General features: G+C 67.2%; 19 protein-coding genes. 11 read left to right on the top strand and 8 right to left on the bottom strand.

All coding sequences use genetic code 11. From position 1 onward, the window contains the following. The first annotated feature begins 455 nt into the window (after positions 1-455). From PGN23_RS06730 to PGN23_RS06695, 8 genes are all read left to right on the top strand, one after another. Positions 456-1,853 carry a tyrosine-type recombinase/integrase gene (locus PGN23_RS06730; protein ID WP_335302136.1) on the top strand — a complete coding sequence of 466 codons (1,398 nt, stop codon included), beginning with the start codon at positions 456-458 and terminating at the stop codon, positions 1,851-1,853. 92 nt (positions 1,854-1,945) lie between these two features. Then, positions 1,946-3,100, top strand: coding sequence for a hypothetical protein (locus PGN23_RS06725; RefSeq protein ID WP_335302135.1), 1,155 nt, complete (start codon positions 1,946-1,948; stop codon positions 3,098-3,100). A 103-nt stretch (positions 3,101-3,203) separates the two neighbouring features. Beyond that, positions 3,204-3,482 carry a helix-turn-helix domain-containing protein gene (locus PGN23_RS06720; protein WP_335302134.1) on the top strand — a complete coding sequence of 93 codons (279 nt, stop codon included), beginning with the start codon at positions 3,204-3,206 and terminating at the stop codon, positions 3,480-3,482. Between the two features lie 59 nt (positions 3,483-3,541). Next, positions 3,542-4,216 carry a hypothetical protein gene (locus PGN23_RS06715; RefSeq protein WP_335302133.1) on the top strand — a complete coding sequence of 225 codons (675 nt, stop codon included), beginning with the start codon at positions 3,542-3,544 and terminating at the stop codon, positions 4,214-4,216. Then, positions 4,213-4,848 carry a site-specific integrase gene (locus PGN23_RS06710; RefSeq protein WP_335302132.1) on the top strand — a complete coding sequence of 212 codons (636 nt, stop codon included), beginning with the start codon at positions 4,213-4,215 and terminating at the stop codon, positions 4,846-4,848. The genes PGN23_RS06715 and PGN23_RS06710 overlap by 4 nt, the downstream gene beginning before the upstream one ends. A 105-nt stretch (positions 4,849-4,953) precedes the next feature. After that, positions 4,954-5,925 carry a CHC2 zinc finger domain-containing protein gene (locus PGN23_RS06705; RefSeq protein ID WP_335302131.1) on the top strand — a complete coding sequence of 324 codons (972 nt, stop codon included), beginning with the start codon at positions 4,954-4,956 and terminating at the stop codon, positions 5,923-5,925. A 158-nt stretch (positions 5,926-6,083) separates the two neighbouring features. After that, entirely contained in the window at positions 6,084-6,791 is a 708-nt protein-coding gene (locus PGN23_RS06700; RefSeq protein WP_335302130.1) for a hypothetical protein, read from the top strand. After that, positions 6,788-7,588, top strand: a complete 801-nt coding sequence (locus PGN23_RS06695) for a hypothetical protein (protein ID WP_335302129.1) — start codon at positions 6,788-6,790, stop codon at positions 7,586-7,588. The genes PGN23_RS06700 and PGN23_RS06695 overlap by 4 nt, the downstream gene beginning before the upstream one ends. A 108-nt stretch (positions 7,589-7,696) precedes the next feature. Here PGN23_RS06695 and PGN23_RS06690 read toward each other — a convergent pair whose 3' ends face one another. Genes PGN23_RS06690 through PGN23_RS06675 form a run of 4 tightly spaced genes read right to left on the bottom strand, consistent with a single transcriptional unit; the run spans position 7,697 to position 12,597 of the window. Beyond that, complete coding sequence (locus PGN23_RS06690) at positions 7,697-8,611, bottom strand: protein NO VEIN domain-containing protein (RefSeq protein ID WP_335304537.1); 915 nt, start codon at positions 8,609-8,611, stop codon at positions 7,697-7,699. Further along, positions 8,595-10,493, bottom strand: coding sequence for a DEAD/DEAH box helicase (locus PGN23_RS06685; RefSeq protein WP_335302128.1), 1,899 nt, complete (start codon positions 10,491-10,493; stop codon positions 8,595-8,597). Before PGN23_RS06685 ends, PGN23_RS06690 begins: the two co-directional genes overlap by 17 nt. Then, positions 10,490-11,821 (bottom strand): ParB N-terminal domain-containing protein, encoded by a 1,332-nt coding sequence (locus PGN23_RS06680; RefSeq protein ID WP_335302127.1) that lies wholly within the window; start codon positions 11,819-11,821, stop codon positions 10,490-10,492. Before PGN23_RS06680 ends, PGN23_RS06685 begins: the two co-directional genes overlap by 4 nt. 2 nt (positions 11,822-11,823) lie before the next feature. Further along, a complete protein-coding gene (locus tag PGN23_RS06675) occupies positions 11,824-12,597 on the bottom strand; it encodes a hypothetical protein (RefSeq protein WP_335302126.1) in 774 nt (257 codons plus the stop codon). Between the two features lie 220 nt (positions 12,598-12,817). On the opposite strand from PGN23_RS06675, the gene PGN23_RS06670 reads away from it, so the two are divergent. From PGN23_RS06670 to PGN23_RS06660, 3 genes are all read left to right on the top strand, one after another. Next, positions 12,818-12,988 carry a hypothetical protein gene (locus PGN23_RS06670; RefSeq protein WP_335302125.1) on the top strand — a complete coding sequence of 57 codons (171 nt, stop codon included), beginning with the start codon at positions 12,818-12,820 and terminating at the stop codon, positions 12,986-12,988. After that, positions 12,981-14,144, top strand: coding sequence for a DNA cytosine methyltransferase (locus tag PGN23_RS06665; RefSeq protein ID WP_335302124.1), 1,164 nt, complete (start codon positions 12,981-12,983; stop codon positions 14,142-14,144). Before PGN23_RS06670 ends, PGN23_RS06665 begins: the two co-directional genes overlap by 8 nt. A 335-nt stretch (positions 14,145-14,479) precedes the next feature. Beyond that, the gene (locus tag PGN23_RS06660; protein ID WP_335302123.1) at positions 14,480-15,049 is read left to right on the top strand and encodes a hypothetical protein; all 570 of its coding nucleotides are present in this window, start codon (positions 14,480-14,482) and stop codon (positions 15,047-15,049) included. A gap of 19 nt (positions 15,050-15,068) precedes the next feature. Here PGN23_RS06660 and PGN23_RS06655 read toward each other — a convergent pair whose 3' ends face one another. The 4 genes from PGN23_RS06655 to PGN23_RS06640 all read right to left on the bottom strand — a co-directional run bounded on the left by PGN23_RS06655 (position 15,069) and on the right by PGN23_RS06640 (position 20,575). Beyond that, a complete protein-coding gene (locus tag PGN23_RS06655) occupies positions 15,069-16,319 on the bottom strand; it encodes a PDDEXK-like family protein (RefSeq protein WP_335302122.1) in 1,251 nt (416 codons plus the stop codon). Between the two features lie 358 nt (positions 16,320-16,677). After that, positions 16,678-17,349, bottom strand: coding sequence for a hypothetical protein (locus PGN23_RS06650; RefSeq protein WP_335302121.1), 672 nt, complete (start codon positions 17,347-17,349; stop codon positions 16,678-16,680). Next, complete coding sequence (locus PGN23_RS06645) at positions 17,349-18,170, bottom strand: hypothetical protein (protein ID WP_335302120.1); 822 nt, start codon at positions 18,168-18,170, stop codon at positions 17,349-17,351. The genes PGN23_RS06650 and PGN23_RS06645 overlap by 1 nt, the downstream gene beginning before the upstream one ends. 137 nt (positions 18,171-18,307) lie before the next feature. Then, the gene (locus tag PGN23_RS06640) at positions 18,308-20,575 is read right to left on the bottom strand and encodes a S8 family serine peptidase (protein ID WP_335302119.1); all 2,268 of its coding nucleotides are present in this window, start codon (positions 20,573-20,575) and stop codon (positions 18,308-18,310) included. Positions 20,576-20,738: the final 163 nt, after the last annotated feature.

Raw genomic sequence — 20,738 nt, 5'->3', positions numbered from 1 at the left:
GCACTAAGTCTCTGTGCATACTGTCAAATTTATCGCGCGATCCTCAGCGCCTGTGAACTTTCCCAATTCTTTTCCCATCTAAATGGGAAATCAGGCCGCTCGCACCGCCGGAATGCATTCGGTACTGCCCTGGAAAGCGCCGGAGAATGGCGGTCGGATTTTCCCATTTCCGGCGCGCGAGAGCTTCTCCGCGGTACCGATCGAGCGCGCACGACGCGCAGAAACGCGCCATTTCCCGCAGGGATGACGAAACTTTTAAAGTTGCCAGGACTAGGTGGCGGAGAGGGTGGGATTCGAACCCGTGTAGCTATACCGAATGAGACCGTTCCGTGTCGTAGCTCGCCGTAAATCGTCGTGATAACAACGAGATAATCGTTTTCGAGTTGTACCCAGCCGGTGTGTTTCGGACCCAAATGCCTTCATTGAGATTGCCCCACGCTTACCTGAGGCAGCCCGTGAAGACGCCGCTCATCATCAATCTGAGCATCCTGAAGAACCTCGAACGGACGCCACCCAGCGGCTCCAAAGCCTTCACCTGGGATCTGGAGGTCCGGGGCTTCGGCGCCTGGAAGAACCAGATGGGACGCATCACCTTCGTCTACCAGTACCGGTCGCCGCTGGACAGGCGGACACGTCGCGTGACGTTGGGACAGCTCGGCGAGCTCACGATCCGGCAGGCACGTGACATGTCCCGGGATCTCGCATCCGCGGTCCGCAAGGGCATCGATCCGCGCGAGGAGAAGCGGGCGGTCGCCGACGCACGCAAGCAGGACGAGACGCTCCTGCTCCGAAACGTGGTTCCGATCTACTACGCGCAGAAGGAATTGAAGGCACCCGTCGACCGCAACGTCCGCCGCAGCCTCGAGAACGACATCCTCCCCGCCCTCGGCGACATGCACATCGGGCGGATCCCGGTCACCGCGGTCGAGAGCATGCTGATCGATCTCGCGAAGCGGAGCCCCTCCGCCGCCCGGCATGCGCTGGCTAGCCTCAAGGTGGTACTGAACTATGCCAAGCGCACCAAGCGCATCGTCACCGCCGTGACGGACGGCATGGAAACGCCGAAGTCGAACAAGCGCGAAAGAGCATTCTCTCCGTTCGAGATCGCGCGCTTCCTCGAAGCGGTGCACGATCTCGGCGGCAAGCGCGAAGCCATGCTCACGACCATCTTCCTGCTGCTGCGTCGGGTGAACGAGGTCGCGCAGATGACGTGGGAGGAGGTGGACCAGGTGGAATGGGCATGGCGGCTGCCCGGGCCACGGTCGAAGAACCGTCAGCCGCAGCGTCTGATCCTCCCGCGACAGGTGGTCGCCATCATCACCAGCCTGCACCCGGACCCGAAGACGCGGCGTGGTGCCATCTTCAGTCCGAACAAGTCGATGCGCGACATCTCGAGCAAGGTCTGGGACATGCTGGATGCCAATCTCGACAGGCGACTTGAACTGCATGAGGCGAAATCCGGGAAGCCGCGCCCTGCCTTCGCCCACTACACGCTTCACGACGGACGAACCACCGCAGCCACGCTCCTTCAGAAGAAGCCGTTGTCGTTCCCGCCGCACATCATCGAGGCGGCGTTGAACCATGCGACGCAGGAGCATGGCATCAAGGCGGTCTATCAGCTCCACCGATACGCCGACGAGGTCGGTGACATGCTGCAGCGTTGGGCGGACTACGTCGATGGCGTGATGGCTGCCGCCGACACTTGGCCCGGAGGACGGGCCCTCCCCTTCATCGAAATCGACGAACGTGAGGCGCGGGCGACCAACTTGAGGGCGGACTGGACCAAGCGGAAGCTCCTCGCCAAGAGGTCGGCGCGGGAGCCGAGCGGCGCGAAGAAGCGGTCTTCATCCTGATCATGCACGGACGTGGCCGTCGCGGGCGGGCAGATCGTCAGGCCTTCGACCGGAGATTGGATGCTGCGCTGGAACCGGTATGAAAGAGGACGATGGAGACCCAACGCAATCCACCTCCACCGCTCTCGGACACCCGTTTCCTGTTCGACGCCTGGTTCCCGGCATACGGACCCGACGCGAGGACGGGCTCCATTCCTCCCGGCCACCTGAGCATGGCGGAGGCCGTGCACCGCATCTGCCGCCGGCTGCTGGTGTCGTACGATCGCGACTTCCCGTTGCTGGCCACGCTGCCCTCCCTGCCGGTCATCGCCGCGGAGCTCGCCTTCGTCGGCGACGAGCCCGTGCCGGGCGTGCAGGAAAGATACGCTCCCACGATGCGGGCGGTCGATGCGCTCTGCACGCTCGCCGGCGGCAGCCTCCTGTCCCAGGACGACGAGGTCTGGCGGGTCATCGGGTCGGATCGGTTCGCCGATCCCCATCCGCTCCGCGACTGGGACGGCTTCGTCTCCGTCTTCGGATCGGGTGGCGGACTGCAGCGTGGTGATTGGAACCACCTGCTGATCGAGATCGGGGGATGGCGGAGCATCGGAACCATGGCGCGCCGCGTGCTGCTCACCGCGGCGGAGGTGCTCGTTCCTCTCGCGACGCGCGGCGCGTTCGATACGGTCGCCTCGCCGATGACGGGACCGGTCGATGCCGAGCCTATTTCCCGGGAACAATGGAACACGGCCGACGGATTGCGTCGGCTCGCGACCGGCGGTTTCGATCCCACTCGTCCGCATCAGCCGGGTGCCGCGGCGACACACGACATCCTCGTGCGTGAATCCGGCTTCGAGGAAGCAATCGCCGAGCCATGCTCCGCCAAGGAGATAGATCCCGCCCCGCACATCGCGCGAATGGCGGGTGGCCGCGCCTACCCGTATGCCGATCTCCTCAGTGATCTAGTTTCGGACATGGCCCTTCTGCTCGCGCAGGACGCACACCGCGATTGGCGCTCCAATCACCTGCGCATGGCGCTGCCCGGACTCGATAGACGATACGCAAATCTCGACGACGGCATCTTCCGCAAGGCTCGCGAGACGTTGTTCGACCTCGGGATAGAGAAGATCGGCAGATGGTCGGACGGACGACCGTCGAGAGCCGAGGCCGACGCCGTCGAAAGTCTGCGCGACCGGAAGTTCGATCGCGAAGGATTGATCCGCGTGACGCCGGCCGAAATCCTCCGGAAACTTCCCCAACCGTCCTGAAAACCTCCGTGGACGTCCCGGTTCCAGCCTTAGTTTAGGGGCTCCGCCGTCTTTAGTCTGCTCTCGTCGGCCACATTCCGGCCGATCAGCAGGAAGACACGACATGACCGAAGTCCTTCGTACGATCTGCGGCGATGACGGCAGCCGTCACGAAGTCCCCGAGGACCAGATCGCCTCGCCCCTCTACACCACCCCGGAAGCGGCCGCCTATCTCCGCTGCTCCCGCGAATGGCTCGAGAAGCAGAGGGTGTATCCGACCACGCGGACCTCGTCGCCGGCGTTCTCGCGCGTCGGACGCAAGGTCTTCTACCAGAAGAGCGAGTTGGACGCCTTCATCCGCCGCAACACCGCCTCCTCCACGAGCGAGTACGTTCGCGGCTGACGCCGGCTGCGCTTCCGGGCGGACGATCGAACCGCCCTTCCAGACATAGGGATCAATCCATGCAGGAACACGACATGGCGCCTCGCTGCGAGGTGCCGGTGCTGCCGTGCGACCACGTCAGACGCATTCTCGACGAGGCCAGGATCAAGGACGGCTTGGCCGCCCGCGCCATCGAGATCGCGATCCTGGTGCCGCAGCCCATCCGTCTCGTGGCGGCCGCGCCGATCGAACTGATCGATCGCGATGGCGGCTTCATCCGGCTGATGGACGACGATGGGTGCTGGACCGAACTCGCGGTCTCGCCCTACGCCATGGAGGCCATCAGGGCCGCATCGCGCGGCAGGTCGACCGGCCCGCTGGTCGCCGACGGCCGGGGCCACGCCTTCAGACCCGGGCCACGATCCGATGCGGAAGTCGCCGACTTGATGGCGGTTCTTCCTCCGACGGACGAGCGGGACGTCTTCGGCCTGCTGCTCCGAACCGGCCTCGCGCACCTCGCCGCGGCGGGCGTTCCCGCCGAAGCCCTGTGCCTGACCGGACCATCCGGGTGGGGCGACGATCCCGACCGCCGCTTCCGTCACTTGGAAGCGCAGGCGAGCGCGGCGTCGATCTGGGCGGGAAGGCTGGCCCTCTGGACGAGGCCGGGTTCCCGCGGGGACTTCGCGGATTGCACGCGGGACGGTCTGCGGGGCGTCGGCATCGAGGACTCGCTGCTGTGGGAGCGGGCGGAATGACCGGCGGCGCCACGTTGGTGCCGAGACTCGAGGAGGCTCGCCTGCTGCACCGCACCGCCGAGCGCATGGGCGGCCCCACGGGAGCAGCCATCCAGCTCTGCCTGCTGACCATGTCGACACCGTGGCAGGTCGTCGCGATCGACCTTGAAGCCATCGACTGGGGGGAGGGCGCCGCACATGTCCACGCGCGCGGCGTCGATCAAGGCCGACGGAGAAGGAGGATCGTTCCGCTGTCGAACGCCGCGATCCACGTCCTCCTGCGTTGCGCCGGCTCCGCGGCCGGGCGCGGGCAGGCGGTGACGGGAGGTCGCGGCGAGCCGATCGCGATGAACGCCATGAGGTTGGATCGGCTGAAGTCGGCGCTGGCCCGGATAGATCCGGCGACACTGAACATCAGGTGGAACTTCCAGGGTCTGCGGCGTCTCGGAGCCTGTACGCTGCGGCATCAGGGTGCCGGGGTCGATGACGTCCGGGAGCTGCTCGGGCTCCGCACCGACCGGCCGTTCAACCCGTACGAGACGGGACATCGACACCGTCGGGCGGTGGCTCTCGCCGAACGGTGGTCCAGGACCATCCTGACCGATCCGGGCGGCACCCTTGGCGCGTGCCCGGAACCAGGGCGCGGCGTCTGAAAGCCGCCGCGGACGGAGATGAAAGGCGGTGAGCCAGAGGGCCGGAGGAAAGCCGGCCACGCTCAACCGCATGCGTCCACGAACGACGCGAAGGGAGTATAGACCATGCCGACGAGCAGCATCCGGTCCTGCTACAAGACCGCGACCGGGCAGATCGATCTCGCCCGACTGAAGCAGGACGTCCCGATCACGACGGTCGCCGGCCTCATCACCAAGCTGGTGAGGTCCGGCACCGAGATGAAGGGGCTGTGCCCCCTCCACGAGGAGCGAACCCCCTCCTTCTACGCCAACGACGCCAAGGGCGTCTTCCACTGCTTCGGCTGCGGTCGCGGCGGGGACGTCATCGCCTTCGTCCAGCAGGTCGGCGGCCGCAGCTTCCTCGAGTCCTGCGAATGGCTGATGGGGTCGTCCAGCTTCTGCCCGCCCGAGCATCGCGTCACCGTGGCGCAGGCGACCGCGACGCGGCAGGCGAACGTACACCGCGCGAAGAAGGAGTTCCGGCGAGGCGTCGCGGTGGAGGGCACCGTCGTGGAGACCTACCTCGCGAACCGCGGGCTGGACGGACAAATTCCCGGCTGCATCCGCCACTCCTGGGTTCCCCGCTTCTGGCGGGACGACGGCTCCGAGGGTGCGCGGCAGCCCGCCATGATCGCCGCCGTGCAGGACGTCGACGGCAGCGTCGTCGGCATCCAGCGCACCTTCCTCGACAATGAGGGGCGCAAGTCGCGGCGCGGATCCCCGCGGCTCAGCCTCGGCCAGATCCGGGGCGGCGCGCTACGCCTGGGCCCGGCCAGGCCGGAGATCATGCTCACCCAGGGCGTCGAGGACGGGCTGGCGTTGACCCGGATGTTCCCCGGCGCGACCGTCTGGGCGGCGCTCGGCGACGGCAACCTCGCGCACGTCGCGCTGCCCCGGCACGTCAGATGCGTCACCCTGTGCGGCGACGCGGACGAGGCCGGGCGGGCGGCCGTGCGCAGGGCCAAGCGGGCGTTCGAGGCGCTCGGACTGGACGTCAAGACGCTGTTCCCGCGCGCCGGCAAGGACTTCAACGAGGAGTGGCTGCTGCTCCACGCCTGAGCGCACCACCGGAGACCATCGACATGACCGTCCACGACGACGTCGGAGCCATCGGCGTCGGCGAACGCCGGGCCCGTGCCCGTGATCCGCCGAGAGCCGCCACCGCTTCGACCCACACACGATCGGCACCGCCGACCACATCGACAAGGACCAGGCACATGACCAGGAAGAAGAACACCGACTCCCGCGCCCTCGCCAAGCACCAGCCGCCCGCCCTGCCCGCCGCGCGCAAGATGAACGGCGGCGATCTGCCTGTGCAGGTGGATGCCGTCTACCACGTCCGCGACGTCCACCCGAGCAACGACGGCCCCTGGAGCAAGGAGGCCGACAAGATTGCCTGGACCGACCAGATGAGCGGCTACGCCTGCATCATCCGGCGGTCCGCGCAGGGCGGCCACCTCGGCGGCTACGTCGCCGTGCCCCCGACGCACCCGCTGTACGGCATGCAGCCATACGCCTTCGCGGGGCTCGGGATCAGCGTGCACGGCGGCATCAGCTACGCGCACGAGTGCCAGCGGCGGGAGGAAGAGGCCCGGTCGATCTGCCACGTCGCCGTCGAGCCGCCGCGCGTCAGCCGCGATCCGCTCTACGCGAATGCGGCCGCCCAGCGGGGGGACGACGCCTGGTGGCTCGGCTTCGAGTGCGACCAGCCCGGCGACGTCATGCCCGTATTCGGCTATCGGAAGGCGCAGAACGGGACGCTGGAGGGCGTCAACGAGCGGACCTACAAGACGGAGCAGTTCGTCTACGAGGAGTGCGTGCGCCTCGCCACCCAGCTCAAGGCTGTGGAGGAGGGCCGCGACGCGAGGGAGGCGGACCCAGGGCCCCGGGAAACCCACTACGATCCGCGGAGGATCGGCCGATGACCCGCCGCCTCCCCGTCGATCCCGAGCTGCCCTGGGGCTGCTGGCTGAGGATCGAGCCCGGGGACGGCACCCCGGCCGAGTTCGTCGACGACGCGACGGGCGAGCGCTGGGGCACCATCCGGGAGGCGTTCTGGTACGGGAGGTTGGGCATGCCGCGAGGAGCCTACATCCCACAGGACAAGCTCGAGTTCCTCCACGGCGTCCTCGCGCAGTGGGCGCGTCGGCGGCCGGAGAGCGCCGAACGCACCACCGACATGTTCACAGGGTGCGGCCAGTTCTCCGGCTGGTACATGGCATGGCTCACCCGCGAGGGCCTGATCGCCGGTCGGGACGGCCTCACCGCCGAGGGTTGGGCTGTCCTCCACATGCTGATGGGCACTCGCCCGCAGGACGTTCGCAAGGATCGCCCCGGTCGAGCGACCGTCGCCCAGCTCGTCGAGCTCGGTCTCGGCCCGGAGGAGCGCGAGGCGCGGCTAGCCAGGGTCGAGCAGGCCGCGCTCAAGTGGGGCGTGGGCTTCCGCCGGACGAAGATCGGGGCGTGGCCGCACGTCATCCTGGTCAAGCGCGGCGAGGGCGAGGTGCCGGTGCTGGAGACGAGCTGGTCCCTCCGCTTCGAGAACGAGGAGCAGCGGGACGCCTTCTACGAATGGCTGTGCGTGCGCCTCGACCGGTGGCCCGCGTGGGCCGAGATGGCGGGACGCAGTCGACAGCCCGACCTCACCCAGCACCTGCTGATGGTTCTCGCGATTTCGGCGACGAACATGGACCGCGATTTGCCTGCGATCGCCGCGAGCTGATCTGGAACCCCTAGCTGATCGCGTCGCACCCGCAGAGCGGGTGCGACGCGCCTCACGACCGCTAGGTATCCTCCGCCTCAGCCCCGCTCATACTCCCCCGATCGACCTTCAGAGTTCGGCAAGAACGACGCTGAATTTGTCGGAGACAGCCAACCCGCTCGGCCGCCAACTGTCCGCCAATGGTCGCAGTTCGGCCGACTCCAGCCAGTCGAAGGTCTCCGACTTGGCCGGAGCCGCATCAACGATCGATTTGCTCTCCAACCCCCGGAAGCGGAGCACGTCCTTCGCCTCGACCCTTCCGGCCACTATTACCGCTGAAGTTAGAGTCACCTGGACCAGCTCCCATCCCTTCTCGAAGGACATCGCCTTCGCAAATTCATTTCGTGATATGATGATGCGGTCGGCTGTCGACGGCACGCAGGTCTTCACTTCCAAGCGCCGCGTCTTACCATCTTCCACCACTTCGATATCGTATCCATAGGCGTCGGATACCAGCGCGACGTGAACTGGGTGCAAGCCGACGCGCCGCAGGGCATCCATCACCGCCAACTCCCCCGCGGTCCCGAGCAGCTTGCGGAGGTCGTCGTCCGCCTGAGCAGTGATTTGAGCATGAACGTTCAGGATCAGGGGCACGAGATCCGGACCAAGCCATTCCAACCGGCTCAGGTCCTTCGGCGGGATCAGGTCCAACATCACCTCGCCGTCCGACACCACCAAGCCGATCCAGTCGGGAGGAAACCGCCTCAGAAGCAGCGACGCGATGCCGAGGAAGGATGATCGATCTGCGACGTGGCTCAGCCTGGCCAGATCCTTCCTGATCCAGACCGTGTCACCGCATCCCGCAAGCCCTCCACCCACCAGCACCCCGACCGTCCCGGCGAGGTCGAGAGCGCCCGCCATGTAACTGGCACCGGAGAGAGCCGCCGCGAGCCATTCCTCGACGTCGCCCTGCTTCTTCAAGCGAGCGACCGACGCGAGGAGGAAGGCCGCATGGCAGCGACCTCTGCTAGGCAGCTCGCGCATCTTCACCCAGATGGTCCATCACGGCCGACAGATCGTCGACGAACGCCGGGGCACCGTCCTCGCCCTCGTCGGCGGACGGCAGCGCGATCTGGACCAATCCGGGATCGTTCATGAGGGTGGACAGGGCACGGACCTTGTCCTGGAGACGCCCATCGACCGTGACGTCGATGGTCTCCTCGCTGATCAGCAGCGTGAAGGTCGTCAGTGTCCCGTCCGCCAGGCCCAATCGGTGGATCCGGTCCTGGCTCTGGAGGAAGTGGCCGGCGTTGAATGACCGGTCGAGGTAGACGGCATGATGGCACCAGTGGTGAAGACTTACGCCCTCCCCGCACGCTGCCGGATTCGCCAGCAACACCGAACAGGTGGGATCGTGGCGAAACCGATTGAATTCCGCGTCACGGGTGACGACTCCGGGAGCCGGATCCGGATCGGAAGGAACGCCGCCGTGCACCGCCGCGGGATTGTAGGGGCGCAGCATCCGCTGCAGAAGCCGGATGTTTCTGACGAAGTTGGTCCAGACCAGGACCTTCTCACCGCGGGCGGCAGCGTCCGCCACGATCCTGACCACCTCCTGGTACTTCCAAGGCGTCTCGAAGCTGCCGTAGCGCGCAAGAAGTTCGGCCACCGTCTCGTTGCCGTCGAGCTCCACCGGCGGATGAGCGAAACCCGGATCGTCCCCGGGGTCCGACCCGGCCGTCAGCAGCATCGGATTGGTGGCGGCCTCAAGCAGGTACATCACGATTTGTCCAAGCCGACGCATGTCCCGCAGGCTGTCGTCCCCGCCTGCCAGCTGGGACCTGTACCGGCCGAGAAGCGCGTCGTAGATCGCACGCTGGATCGGCGACATGGGTCGCCTGATTACCTGGAAGTCGGTCCCCGGCAGACCCAGCTCGGTTTTGGCGGTTCGCACGAAATAGCGGGCGAGTGCCGCGTGGGTCTCCGCCAGAACGGCCTCGTCGCGGCCGAGACTCTCCGTGTACGCCGAATGAGGGAGGATCTGCCGGTCCTGCGCAGGGTAGAGAAACTGCACCAAGGCGACCAGGTCGTGCGCCCCTTGAGGTGCGGGCGTGCCCGTGAGGACGTCACGACGGGCGGCCGCATAAGCGAGATCGAGGACCGCGCGACCGTGCTTGCCCGCCGCGCCTCGTTTGACGCGGTGAGCCTCGTCAAGGACGACCTGGGTCTGGCCCCGCGCGACGAAAGCCCTGATGGTGTCGTAGTCGCTGGCCACCCTATTGTAGTTCGAGACGAGCAGCTCGACTTCGCTGGGTACGTGCATGTCGCCGCCCGCGTAGGTCGCCATCGCGAGAGGGATGTCGAAGCAGGCAACCGACTCCTCTCGCCAGGCCTCGAACGCGGCGATCGGCGCCACCACCAGCAGCCGGCTGACTTGGCCGCGGTGTCTGCGGATGGCGTATGCCGCGAGGGCGACGGTCGTCTTTCCGGCACCCGGCACCGAGAAGTCGGCAGCGTGCGGCAGCCGCAGCACGTGCGCGAGATTCACGAGCTGGAACGGCTTCAATATCCGTTTGAACCCGGCCTGCCTCAATTCGGAAGCCAGTACATCCAAATCGGCTGGCGGCCCATCCAGAGCCGCCGTCGCCTCCTCCCTCGCCCTGCGGTCCTGCGCCATCGACCTGAGTTGCGCCGTCAAGGTCTCCCCGAGGGTGACCTTCTCGGCGAAGACCCCCCGAACCTCGCGGAGGACGTCAAGCTCGGCAAGGAACACGTCGGCATGCACGACCGTCTGCCGGGCGGAACCGGACAGCACCCCGCGCGCCAACGCCTCCTGGAGCCTCGCCCAGGCACCGACGTTCGCATCGTCCGAGCGCTCGACGATGACCGTTGGCTGCCCCTGCCGGTAGAGCTCGGCGCTGATCATGCGGGTTTCTCGAGTTCGGCGACCGCGGCCTTCAACTCCGCGAGGCGCGCCTTGAAGGCGTCCTCCTTCCACTGATCGATCACCCTTGCCTTCGGCAAAGCCTCCTTCGCCTTGGTGAGCTTCTTCAGCGCAGCGGCGATGAGCTCAGTCGGAGCCGTGACGGTCGTCTTCTCCTCGGTCTGGCTGCTCGCCTCGTCGGCGGCCTGATCGACCGCGGCCTTGACCGATCGCATCAGGTCCTCGACCTGGACCTTCTTGCCGGCGACCTCGATCTCCTGCTCGCCGCCGTTCCGGGCGAGGAACGACAACACGTTCTTGAGGTCCGCCTGCTGCTCGGTCCCGCCGTCACCACCGCCGCCGAGCACGTCGTCCAGCAGGTCGACCTCGTCGGTCGCAACCTCCTCCTGAGCCGGGGTCAGCAGCGCCGCCAGTGACACCTCGGCCTGGAGCTCCTGACGGACGAGGGCGCTCGCGTCGGCACGCTGCAGATGCCGCAGGGCGCGGTAATTCACCCCAGTCAGAGTGCCCAGGAAGTAGGCGTCCCGGACCGAAGCGGCCTCGGCGGCCGGCTTGCCCTTGATGTGTCGGGCGAGTTCCGTGAACGCGGACTCGTTCGGCACGAAATCGGCGTGGTGACGCGTGCCGTTCGAGAGGTGAACGAGCTGATGCAGCTGCTGCAGCTTCTCGTACTGCGTCCTGACGTCCGCGACCGGCTTGTGCATGCGGGAGGCGACCTTTGCCCAGCTCTTGCCCTCGCGGTCGAACAGCTCCTCGATGAGAAGGGCCTCGTTCACCCAGGTGTAGTCGACCTTGAAGTCGCGGGCGATCTGGAGCTCCGTCTCGAGATCCACCAGTTCGGCCAAGGTGGCGTCCGCCGGCAGCACGAGACACTTCACGTACTGCGCCGGCATGTAGGTGTCGTCGAGGAACAGGCTGCGAAGGGCGGCCGATCGGCGATTGCCGTTGATGAGCACGCCTTCGGAGGTGACGACCGCGGGGTCCTGCTGCCCGCGTTCCCTCAGGTCGGCCTTCAGGTCCGCGAAGCCCTCCTGTCCCGATAGGATGGCGAACTGTTCCTTCTGGGCCTCCGCGCCGAGCGGGTCGGCCGTGAACAGATCCGTTTCGCCGCGCTGCCGGACGATGCGCATCTGCTCCGACTTGGTCCGGTGGTTCAGCGTCGAGAACCGCACCCACTTCACGTCGAGGTCGACGAGCGGCAGCTCCTTGTCGGTGCGAGGCCAAGCGGGCAGCAGCCCCTTCTTCGTGCTCGAAGCCTTGCGAGCTTCGAGGAACTGCAATCTCTCCTGGTCAACCAGCGGGTTCGTCATCCTCAGCTCCTTGCGTTCGTGACGCGGCCGCTGCCGTATCGCGAGGTGATGTTCGTCCTGTCCACGCCAGCGCCACGCTGGAAACCGACATGTCCCGTGTAGAGCGCCGCCTCCTCCGGCGGAATGCCGAACCCCGAGAGCAGGATGGCCGGGAACTTCCGCTGGATCGTGCCAGCCCAGTTGTAGTCCGGGCCACCGCCTGCGTCCGGCGTGACCCAGATGCACGGGGGTGGGACACGCATGCCGCCGATGTCGACGGCGCGCGACATCTTCGGGCACGGTCGATGGTCGGAGCCGCAGACGTTGTTGTGGAAGATCACGCCATCGAGCGTCTCGCCCTGATCATTGAAGAAGCGCCCCCTCATACGCTTCACGCCGGCCGAGACGTGCCAGCCCGGTTCCTTCGTCAGACTTGAGCAGAGCCACCAGACGTAGGTCTCCGCTGCCCAGTCCGGTACTGACCAGGCCACGCTGCTGTGCCGTCCGTCGGGGCACCCCTTCTGGATGACCGCGATGTCGCCGGACCCGCCGACCTTGAGCCGGTAGACCGTGTCGTCTCCGTAGGTCGGACGGCTGAAGGACGAGATCGCCCCCCTCGCAACCAGGAACTCGAACAAGGCGACGAGGAACTCGCGGCGCTCGCTGTTGCTCGCCGACTGGCTCCCTCTCACGCGCTCGATCGCCGTCGGCAGCGCGAGCCTGAAGTCGTCCCCGGACAACCCGTTACGGTTGAGGAACGCTTCGTCCTCGCCCAACGCGCGCACCACCGCAGCCACCCGATCCACTATGTCGTCGGGCGGTGCACCCCTGTGACGACACGGCGCTGCCTCGCTGGCACCCATCCCGATATCTCCCCCTGCGTAACAGAACGTCCCCGTGTCCCATCAACATAGGTCGTTTCGGGTCTCGGTTAAAGCGAAGAACAGAGCATGAATCTACTTGCATTGGCGCCAGAGTGGCGCCACTATAGATTACAGCTTGCGGAAGGGCGCAAACATGGCGACGACACACACGAGCCTGCGAATCGACGACGAGATGATGACCGCCATCGACGCATCCAGGGCAGAGCGCACGGGCAACGTGTCGCGGAACACGTGGATCGCCGAAGCGATCGCCGAGAAGCTGCAGCGTGAGCGGCAGCCGACGCGGGAGACGGCCGATGCGTGACTTCTACGAGTTCTTCGCGGGCGGGGGCATGGCACGCGCCGGTCTAGGCCAGGGCTGGACCTGCCGCTTCGCCAACGACTTCGACCACAAGAAGGGCGCTTCCTACCAGGAGAACTGGGGCGACGGCGAACTCACCGTCGGCGACGTGCGCGAGGTGGAGGTCGCGGATCTACCCGGCAGGGTCGATCTCGCGTGGGCGTCCTTCCCATGCCAGGACCTCAGCCTCGCAGGCGGCGGTGCCGGTCTGAAGGGTGAGCGGTCGGGGACGTTCTGGCCCTTCTGGTCGCTGATCAGCGGGCTGAACGCCGAGGATCGCGCGCCTAGGCTCATCGTCCTCGAGAACGTCTCCGCCACCCTGACCTCCCATGGCGGAAGCGACTTCGTGGCGATCGCTACCGCGCTCGTCGAACAGGGCTATCGATGCGGGGCCCTGGTGGTCGATGCGGCCCTCTTCGTCCCCCAGTCCCGGCCACGCCTCTTCGTGATCGCGGTAAAGGACGGCGTCGACGTGCCAGCCGACCTCACCGTGACCGGACCGGAATCGCGCTTCCACACGCGTCAGCTCGTCGCGGCCTACGACAAGATGCCCGAGGAGGTGGCCCAGCGCTGGTTGTGGTGGCACCTCCCGGTTCCGCCCAAGCGCAAGAAGAACTTCGCCGACCTGATCGAGTCTCCGTCCGACGGGGTCGCCTGGCGCTCGGAGGAGGAGACCAGAGCGCTTCTCGACATGATGTCGCCCATCAACCGGGCGAAGGTCGAAGGCGTGCGCGAAACCGGCAAGCGCGTCGTCGGCTGCGTCTACAAGAGGACGAGACCCACGGCGTCCGCAGGCAAGGTGCAGCGCGCCGAGATCCGCTTCGACAACGTGTCCGGATGCCTGCGGACCCCGGCCGGCGGATCCAGTCGCCAGCTCATCGTGGTCGTTGAAGGCAAGCAGGTCCGGTCCCGACTGATCACGGCTCGGGAGACCGCCCGGCTCATGGGCCTGCCGGACAGGTACAAGCTGCCGAGGAACTACAACGACGCGTACCACCTAACGGGCGACGGGGTGGCCGTGCCGGTGGTGAGGCACCTCGCGGCGAATATCCTGGAGCCGATCCTCGCTGCGAACCAGATTGAAGCCGAGGCCAACGACGTCGTTGAGGAACTCGTCTGAACGGCGGCGACGGCGGAGAGCACGATCCGGCGGATCTTGCCTCCGCCGTAATCCCGTGCACGAGGAACGACGCGCTGCGCCGGCGCATCGAGGATTTCGCCGAAACCATCAAGACGCAGGCTCATCTGCTCGGCGAGCATGGTCTGGACGAGACCGAATTCTACCAGAGTGGCATTCTGAGAGGTGCCGTCGAGCGTATCCGCGGACAGTACTCAGCCGCTCGAGCCGAGAAGCGGCAGTTCGTTCGACGCATCCTGAACCACCTCCAGGACAATGGATACGTCCAGGACTACGAAGAAGCAGCCGGCGGCACGCGATACGACTTCCTCGTCCGGATGGCGACCGGTGCTGCTGCGGCCGTCGCGGTGAAGGGATGCCTGGACGGCAACAACACCAACGTCTTCCAACGCCCGGCCGGAGTTGACGAGTTCATCATCTGGAGCATCTGCACAAGCCCGGGGGCCGACCCGCGCCTGAATGCATGGTCCGGTATCCACACGAGGCTCAGTGCCGAGATCATTCTACGACAACAGCAGGTCGATGCGGTCGTGATCTGGGATTGGCGGTGCGGCACGCTGGGACGTCCGTGTCCGAAGCTCGCGCGTCGTCAGGAAGAGGGAGTCAGGCTGACGGAGGTCGGGCCGTGGCGGCTAACGCCGCCGTGCATCTACCTGATGCCGAGCGCCGTACCGAGCGAAAAGGAACCGGCACCGGTTCCGCGTTCGCTCCATGAGGTTCCGTTGATCTCCGCTCTGCACCAGTCGTTCAGGGGGCAGCACGACGAGCTGAACGAGGTTCGTGTCCTATGGAGCCGACTGGGCAATGAACCTGCGCGACGCACGGTCATCGAACGCGGCGGCAAGATCGTTCACGCTTCCGAATCAACGGTCCTCCGTCGCAACTAGATCTCGTGCTTCGTCAAAGCTACTCGCCGCGATAGCGTTTCAGGCAAGCCACCCGTCTGGCCGTCTTGAGCTGGCGCTCCATCTCGGCGACGAACTGGATGATCCGGTCAGCAAAGCTCCCGTCGTGCAGTTCAAGCCAGAAGTCAGGCGTCGTTCCTGGATGCCGGCCTGCCGGAAAATACGGGTCGTTGGTACCCGGCGTCTTCCAGACCGGCCAGGTTAAACTGGACTTCTCCGATCCCAATGCCTTCTCCACATGCGCGACGAGCTCGTCTGGTGCCTTGCGGCGGTGGTTCTTCGAAGGATCGGCATGCCGCAAGCCGTAGAAGAACTCGTGATACCGTGCGCGGTCAAAGCCGACGCCGAACGCGAACCTCGCTTCTGAGCTGAAGCGGATGATCAGCCATCCATTCGGCTCCCCCGCCTCTATGCCTTCATGATCAAAGCTCCAACCCGGATGCTCAGAGATCTTCGCCCCCAGAGTACTCACGAAAGAGTGCCCGAGTTTCATCTCGACCAGACTTCGGGTCTGATAGATCTCCAGCGCAGCCTCTAATTTGGACCGCGAGCCACAGATGTCTTCCGCCAGCTGATCGGCCTCGTCCATGTCCTCGATCTCCAACACAGTCCTACGGACGTGAAGCAACATACCATCTATGAATGTGATCACTGAGGGCGCTTGGCAGGCGACACGACAGGCGAGCAGCCAGTCTGCCAGCTGGGAGTAACTCCTGCATAGCAGTCTGCCGTCTCGCTCGGCCTTCAGTTTCAGCCGCCGCTCCAAGCTCACGTCGCTGGGAACGCGTTCGTCATCCTGCGTCAGGTAGATCAACAAGGCGTCTCGGCCGTAATTGGCAGCCAGGTGGCCTAAATAGTCGCTCACCTGTCCAGGCTGGTCGATGGCGGTCAGCTTGTTCTCGATCGCGAGGGCGTATCGGCCGCTCGTAACCAGGACGTCCAGGCGACGGGTTCTCGAGCTTCGCGTGAAAGGTGCCTCATTCCGCACCTTTGCACGGGCGACGCTCGGGGCCGGCCAATCCACGCCGACCCATGCCAGGAATGAGCTCAGGAAACGATCACCCTGCCCGTGGCTTCCAACCGGGTCCAACAGCCAAGCGATCACCCGGGAAAGCCCGTTCTCCCCCGTGTCCAAGAACTGGAAGGGGGTGAACGTCGGAGCCAAGCGCTCACGGTAATGCCGTTCTATCCTGTCGCGTGTCGACCGCTGGGCTCCGACCTGGGTGAGCAGCACCGTTGCGTTCGTCTTCATGCAATGAGGATCGGGCACCCGTAAGACATCGGCAAGCGCAATGCGTGCGGACAGCGGCCGAACTTTCGTGTCCCTGGCTGCTACCTAGACGAGGCTAGGCCTGAAACTCGCGTCATTCCGAAGAATGATCCTGCCGTCGAACTACCTCCCGCGACACGTTGCGGGCCTGGCTGCGACGCGCGTTCCGTCACCGCATGCTGAAACCGGTACGCGTCGTGGTGGACCTGATCAACCGTGAGCAGAAGGAGGACGACTTCCAGCGAACGCGCTAGGCTAGCGGCAATGCGCGGCGTCGGAGCCGGAGTGGGTGAGAAGCATGGCATCCGGCCGACGCCTCGCCAACCACTCCGCATCCGGCTCACCGCGGCAACACTCGCCAGCCTTCGTTCGTCAGCTCCATCGTCACCGTCCTCTCCCGCGCCTCCCCGACCTTCGCACGCTCGGCGGGCGGTCCGACCGGGATCGGATCGACGCCGCGATAGGAGTAGGTGATCTGCGACATGCGGCGCCCGCCCAGGTCTGCGGGCTCCGTCCAGCGCACCACGTCGACGATCTCGCCCTTCGCCAGGCAGACATTGGGGAAGACGCGCTCGCCGCCGCCGTACGTGCGTCCCACCACGCCGCGGAAGTACGCCTTGCCGTCGTCCGTCGGCGCGTAGGAGATCGTCCTCCTGCGGCTTGCGGGCTCGTCAAAGCCCTCTTGTCGCCCGAGCGTCTCGCCTTCCGTCCTCGTCAGCAGGCCCGCCCGCGCCGCCTCGTCGAGCACGGCGAGCACCGGCCCGCGCGGCGGCTGGTTGTCGAAGCGGAACGGCTCGACCGGCACGATCAGCGGGAACGCCTCGTCGTCCGGGGCACCCTCCCGCTGGATGCGACCGAGCGGCAGCGCTCGACAGAAGGCATCCGCGACGACCGGCTCCAGCGCCTTCCGGAACGCGTCGTCGCTCGGCGTCCTAGCGTCGGAGCAGGCGACGACCGCAAGGCAGGCAGCGAGCGCCAGCGGGGCGCAAACGGGCTTGATGGACGAGCGCATCAGAACGACGCCTTCGCGTTCTTCGGCGCCGCCGCCTCGACCGCCGCCGCCGTTTCGGCCTTGAGCTCGGCGCGGTACTCCTCGCCCATCTGCAGGTCGAGCCCATGGTGGACGCTGCCGGTGTCGGCGACGAGGTACGGCAGCACCTTCGACGCGTAGCCGGCACAGACCCTTTCGGGCTTGGTGCAGTAGAAGCCCTGTGCGCCCTGCCGGAAGGTGGGTCGCCCGTACTTCGCCTCGACGCTCCTCGAGAAGGCCGCCGCCTCCATCCGGTTCGTCGGCATCAGGTACTTCACCTGCGTCACCCGCGCCCCGTCGCGGGCGGCGGCGTACCACACTTCGACCGTCTCGCCCTGTACGCCCCGCGCCATCGTGAACATCGGCACCGTGCCACGATCCGCTCCAGCGCCGCCCCGCTCCGCGGCGCGCCGGGACACCACCGCGCCGAAGGCGTCCTGCTGCGGGTCCTCCGCGGCCGGGACGAGGCCGCCCTTCCTCAACGCCGCACGCGCCTCCTCGGGCGTCATGCCCAGCCTGACGCCGGCGACGTCGAAATCGGCGACCGAGCCCCAGCGCGGGCCGCCGAGGACCTTGTCCATCAGTCTGGCCGCAGTCGACCCGTCGTAGACCTGAGCGAAGGAAGGGCTCGCCGCCGCCGCGGCAAGCCCTGCGGCCCCCAGCAGCGACGCGCGCGAGATGAAGCTCATCGTCGATGTCTCCCTGACGGGTTCGGAGCTCGGTGAGACGGGCGATGTCGGTGCGGATCGTACGATGCCGCAGCACGCCGTTCCCTCGATCATGGCCGTGATCCTGGTCATCATGCTTTTCCCTCGTGTTCGATGGACGTGCGTCGTCGTCCGCCGGGAGACGTCCCGGCGTCGCAGGTCCGTTGGTGGACGTTCGATCTACTGGTGGACGGCGGCCGGCCCGGGCGGCGGACGGGCCCGAAACGGGGCGCTCACCGCAGCACCAGCGCGACGAAGCCCGCGGTGTCGCTCGCTCCCGCCACGTGCCCGGCGTCGAAGGCGCGGGCGACGCCGAGGCGCAGCGAGGAGGTCCGCGACAGCGACGTCGACCAGCCGATCTCCAGATCCAGCTCGCGGGCATCGGGCGCGAGGTCGACCATGGTCGTCGTGGTGGTCAGCGCCCCGGTCATCAGGTCGTAGGCGACCGGCACGAGGAGGGTGGACCGCGCACGCTCGACCCGCAGCGGGGACGACACCCCCAGCATGGCGGTACCGCCGAGCAGCCTGCGTGCCCCCTCGACCGCGAACGCGCTGCCCCGCACCGGTCCAGAGAAGCGCATCATCTCCGAGCCGCCGACGACGCGGGTGGTGGAGGCGGTCGCCCGCGCCGACACGAGCACGCCGGCGATCATCCGACGGGCGGTGAGGGAGGCCATCGTGGTCCGCGCGCCGTCGAGGCCGAGTTCGACGCCGCCACGCATCCCGAGAGCCTGGCCCCGCTCGACCATGTCCGAGATCTCGAACCCGAAGCCGAGCGGGGTGGAGAAGGTCAGGCCGCGCAGCTCGGTGCGCGCGTCGCGGGACGATCCGGACGAGAAGCCGGCGGACCAGCCGGAGCCGGTCCAAGCCGAGGTCGTGCCGACCGGCGCATCGACGACCCCGCGCAGGGGAGAGCCCGCGATACCGTCGCCGCTACCGACCAGCACGTTGGCGCCCAGCGTCACCGTCTGGCCGGGCGCGGGCGAGAACGACACCATGGCCGGGCGGTTCGGGCGGACGGCCTGCCAGTAGGCGGGCACCGACGACGAGAAGCCGAGGCGGGCGTCCGTCGCATCGGTCCGCTGCCACGGCGCGTCGAATGACCCGAGCATGGCGCCGGCGAGCAGGCCGGAGCCGCGGGTGCGGATGCCGGACGTACCCGTCATGGCGAAATCGCGACCGTAGCGGTCCAGGACCGTCATCGTGGACGTCCTTCCGGCGATCGCCGCGCCGCCGCCGAACGGGGCGGACATCGTCAGGGAGGAGTAGCGTGCCAGCACCGCCTGCGCGGCGACGAAGGAGGAGGCCGGCGCCTGCGCCTGCATCGCCTTTTCGACGTTGAGGATGCCGACGCCGAAGACCGGATCGACGCCCGGCGCACCCGCGTCGGTGGCGGTGTCGAGCAGGATGCGCGCGATCGCCCTGCCGCCGAGCTGCGGCCAGTGCTGCCTGAGGAGCGCAGCCGCGCCCGCGACCGCGGGGGCGGCGAAGCTGTTGCCGGTCTCGACGACGACGGCGCCGTTCTGGTCGACCGTTCGCACCTCGTTGCCGGCGGCGGCGATCATGCGGTCGGCGAGCGGGCCGGCGTTGCCGTTCGAAAGGCGTGGCGTGCCGTTCTCGGTCACCCCGATCGCGAACAGGAACCAGTCCTTGTTGGCGCGGTCGGTGCCCACCAGATTCTCGGCGATCGTGCCGGTGAAGCTGTCCTCGTCCGTGAAGTTCGAGATCGACTCCACCAGCAGCCGGTCCGCCTGGCGCACCGCGTCCATGGCGGCGCGCTGTTCGGCCGCGACCTTGCCCGTCGCCACGCCGTTCAGGCTCATGCTGATCACGAACGCCCCCTTGTCGAGCGCGTAGCGGATGGCGGGCGCGATCAGCGCTGCGTTCGCGCCGTCGCCTTCCGGCACCGGACCCGATCCGGGTGTGACGTTCGTCAGGTCGGGGCCGCTCAGCTTCAGTGCCAGGATCGTCGCCCCGGGCGCCACGCCCTGCACGCTGGCGCCGTCGCGCGCGGCGGCGGCGATGCCGGCGACGCGGCTGCCGTGCCCCTTCACGTCCTTCACGTCGAAGCGGATCGTCTCCGGCGGACAGGTGGCGCAGCGGGCGATCGCCTGGTCGAAGGCAGTGCTGTCCGGCGAGATGCGACCGGCGAACTCCCGACCCGAGACGTCGATGCCGGTGTCGAGGATGGCGATCGTGACCCCCTTGCCGGTGATGCCGCGGTCGTACGCGTAGGCGGCCTTCGCCGACACGACCGCGCCGGACGCCTTGTACTCGGGGGCGTCGGCAGCGGACGTGGGCGTCGGGGTTGGTGGCGGCGTGGGGGCGGGCGTGGCCGGCGGCGTCGGGGCCGGCGTGCCGGTGGGCGGCGCGTTGCCGCCGGGCGAGCTGACGCCGCCACCGCCGCCGCCGCACGCGGCGAGCAGCACGGCCGCGGATACCGCCGTCGAATTCCTGATGATCCTCAGCCGCCTGCTGCGGCCCTCCCCGAACACGTGCACGCCCGAACCCCGTTCGCGGCGCTGCCGTCCGGCTCCTCCAGCCGGCGGCACCGCCCTGTTGAAACGAGGCGGTGCCGGCCCGAAAGCCGGGGATTGGAAACCTGCAACGAGACAGGCGCGAGTGTCTTTAGGCTCGCGCCCTGGACATGCACACCCGCTCCCC

The organism is Sphingomonas adhaesiva, assembly GCF_036946125.1.
GTDB lineage: Bacteria > Pseudomonadota > Alphaproteobacteria > Sphingomonadales > Sphingomonadaceae > Sphingomonas > Sphingomonas adhaesiva_A.
The sequence above is the reverse complement of the archived record's forward strand: the minus strand, read 5'-3'. Positions and strand labels throughout refer to the sequence as shown.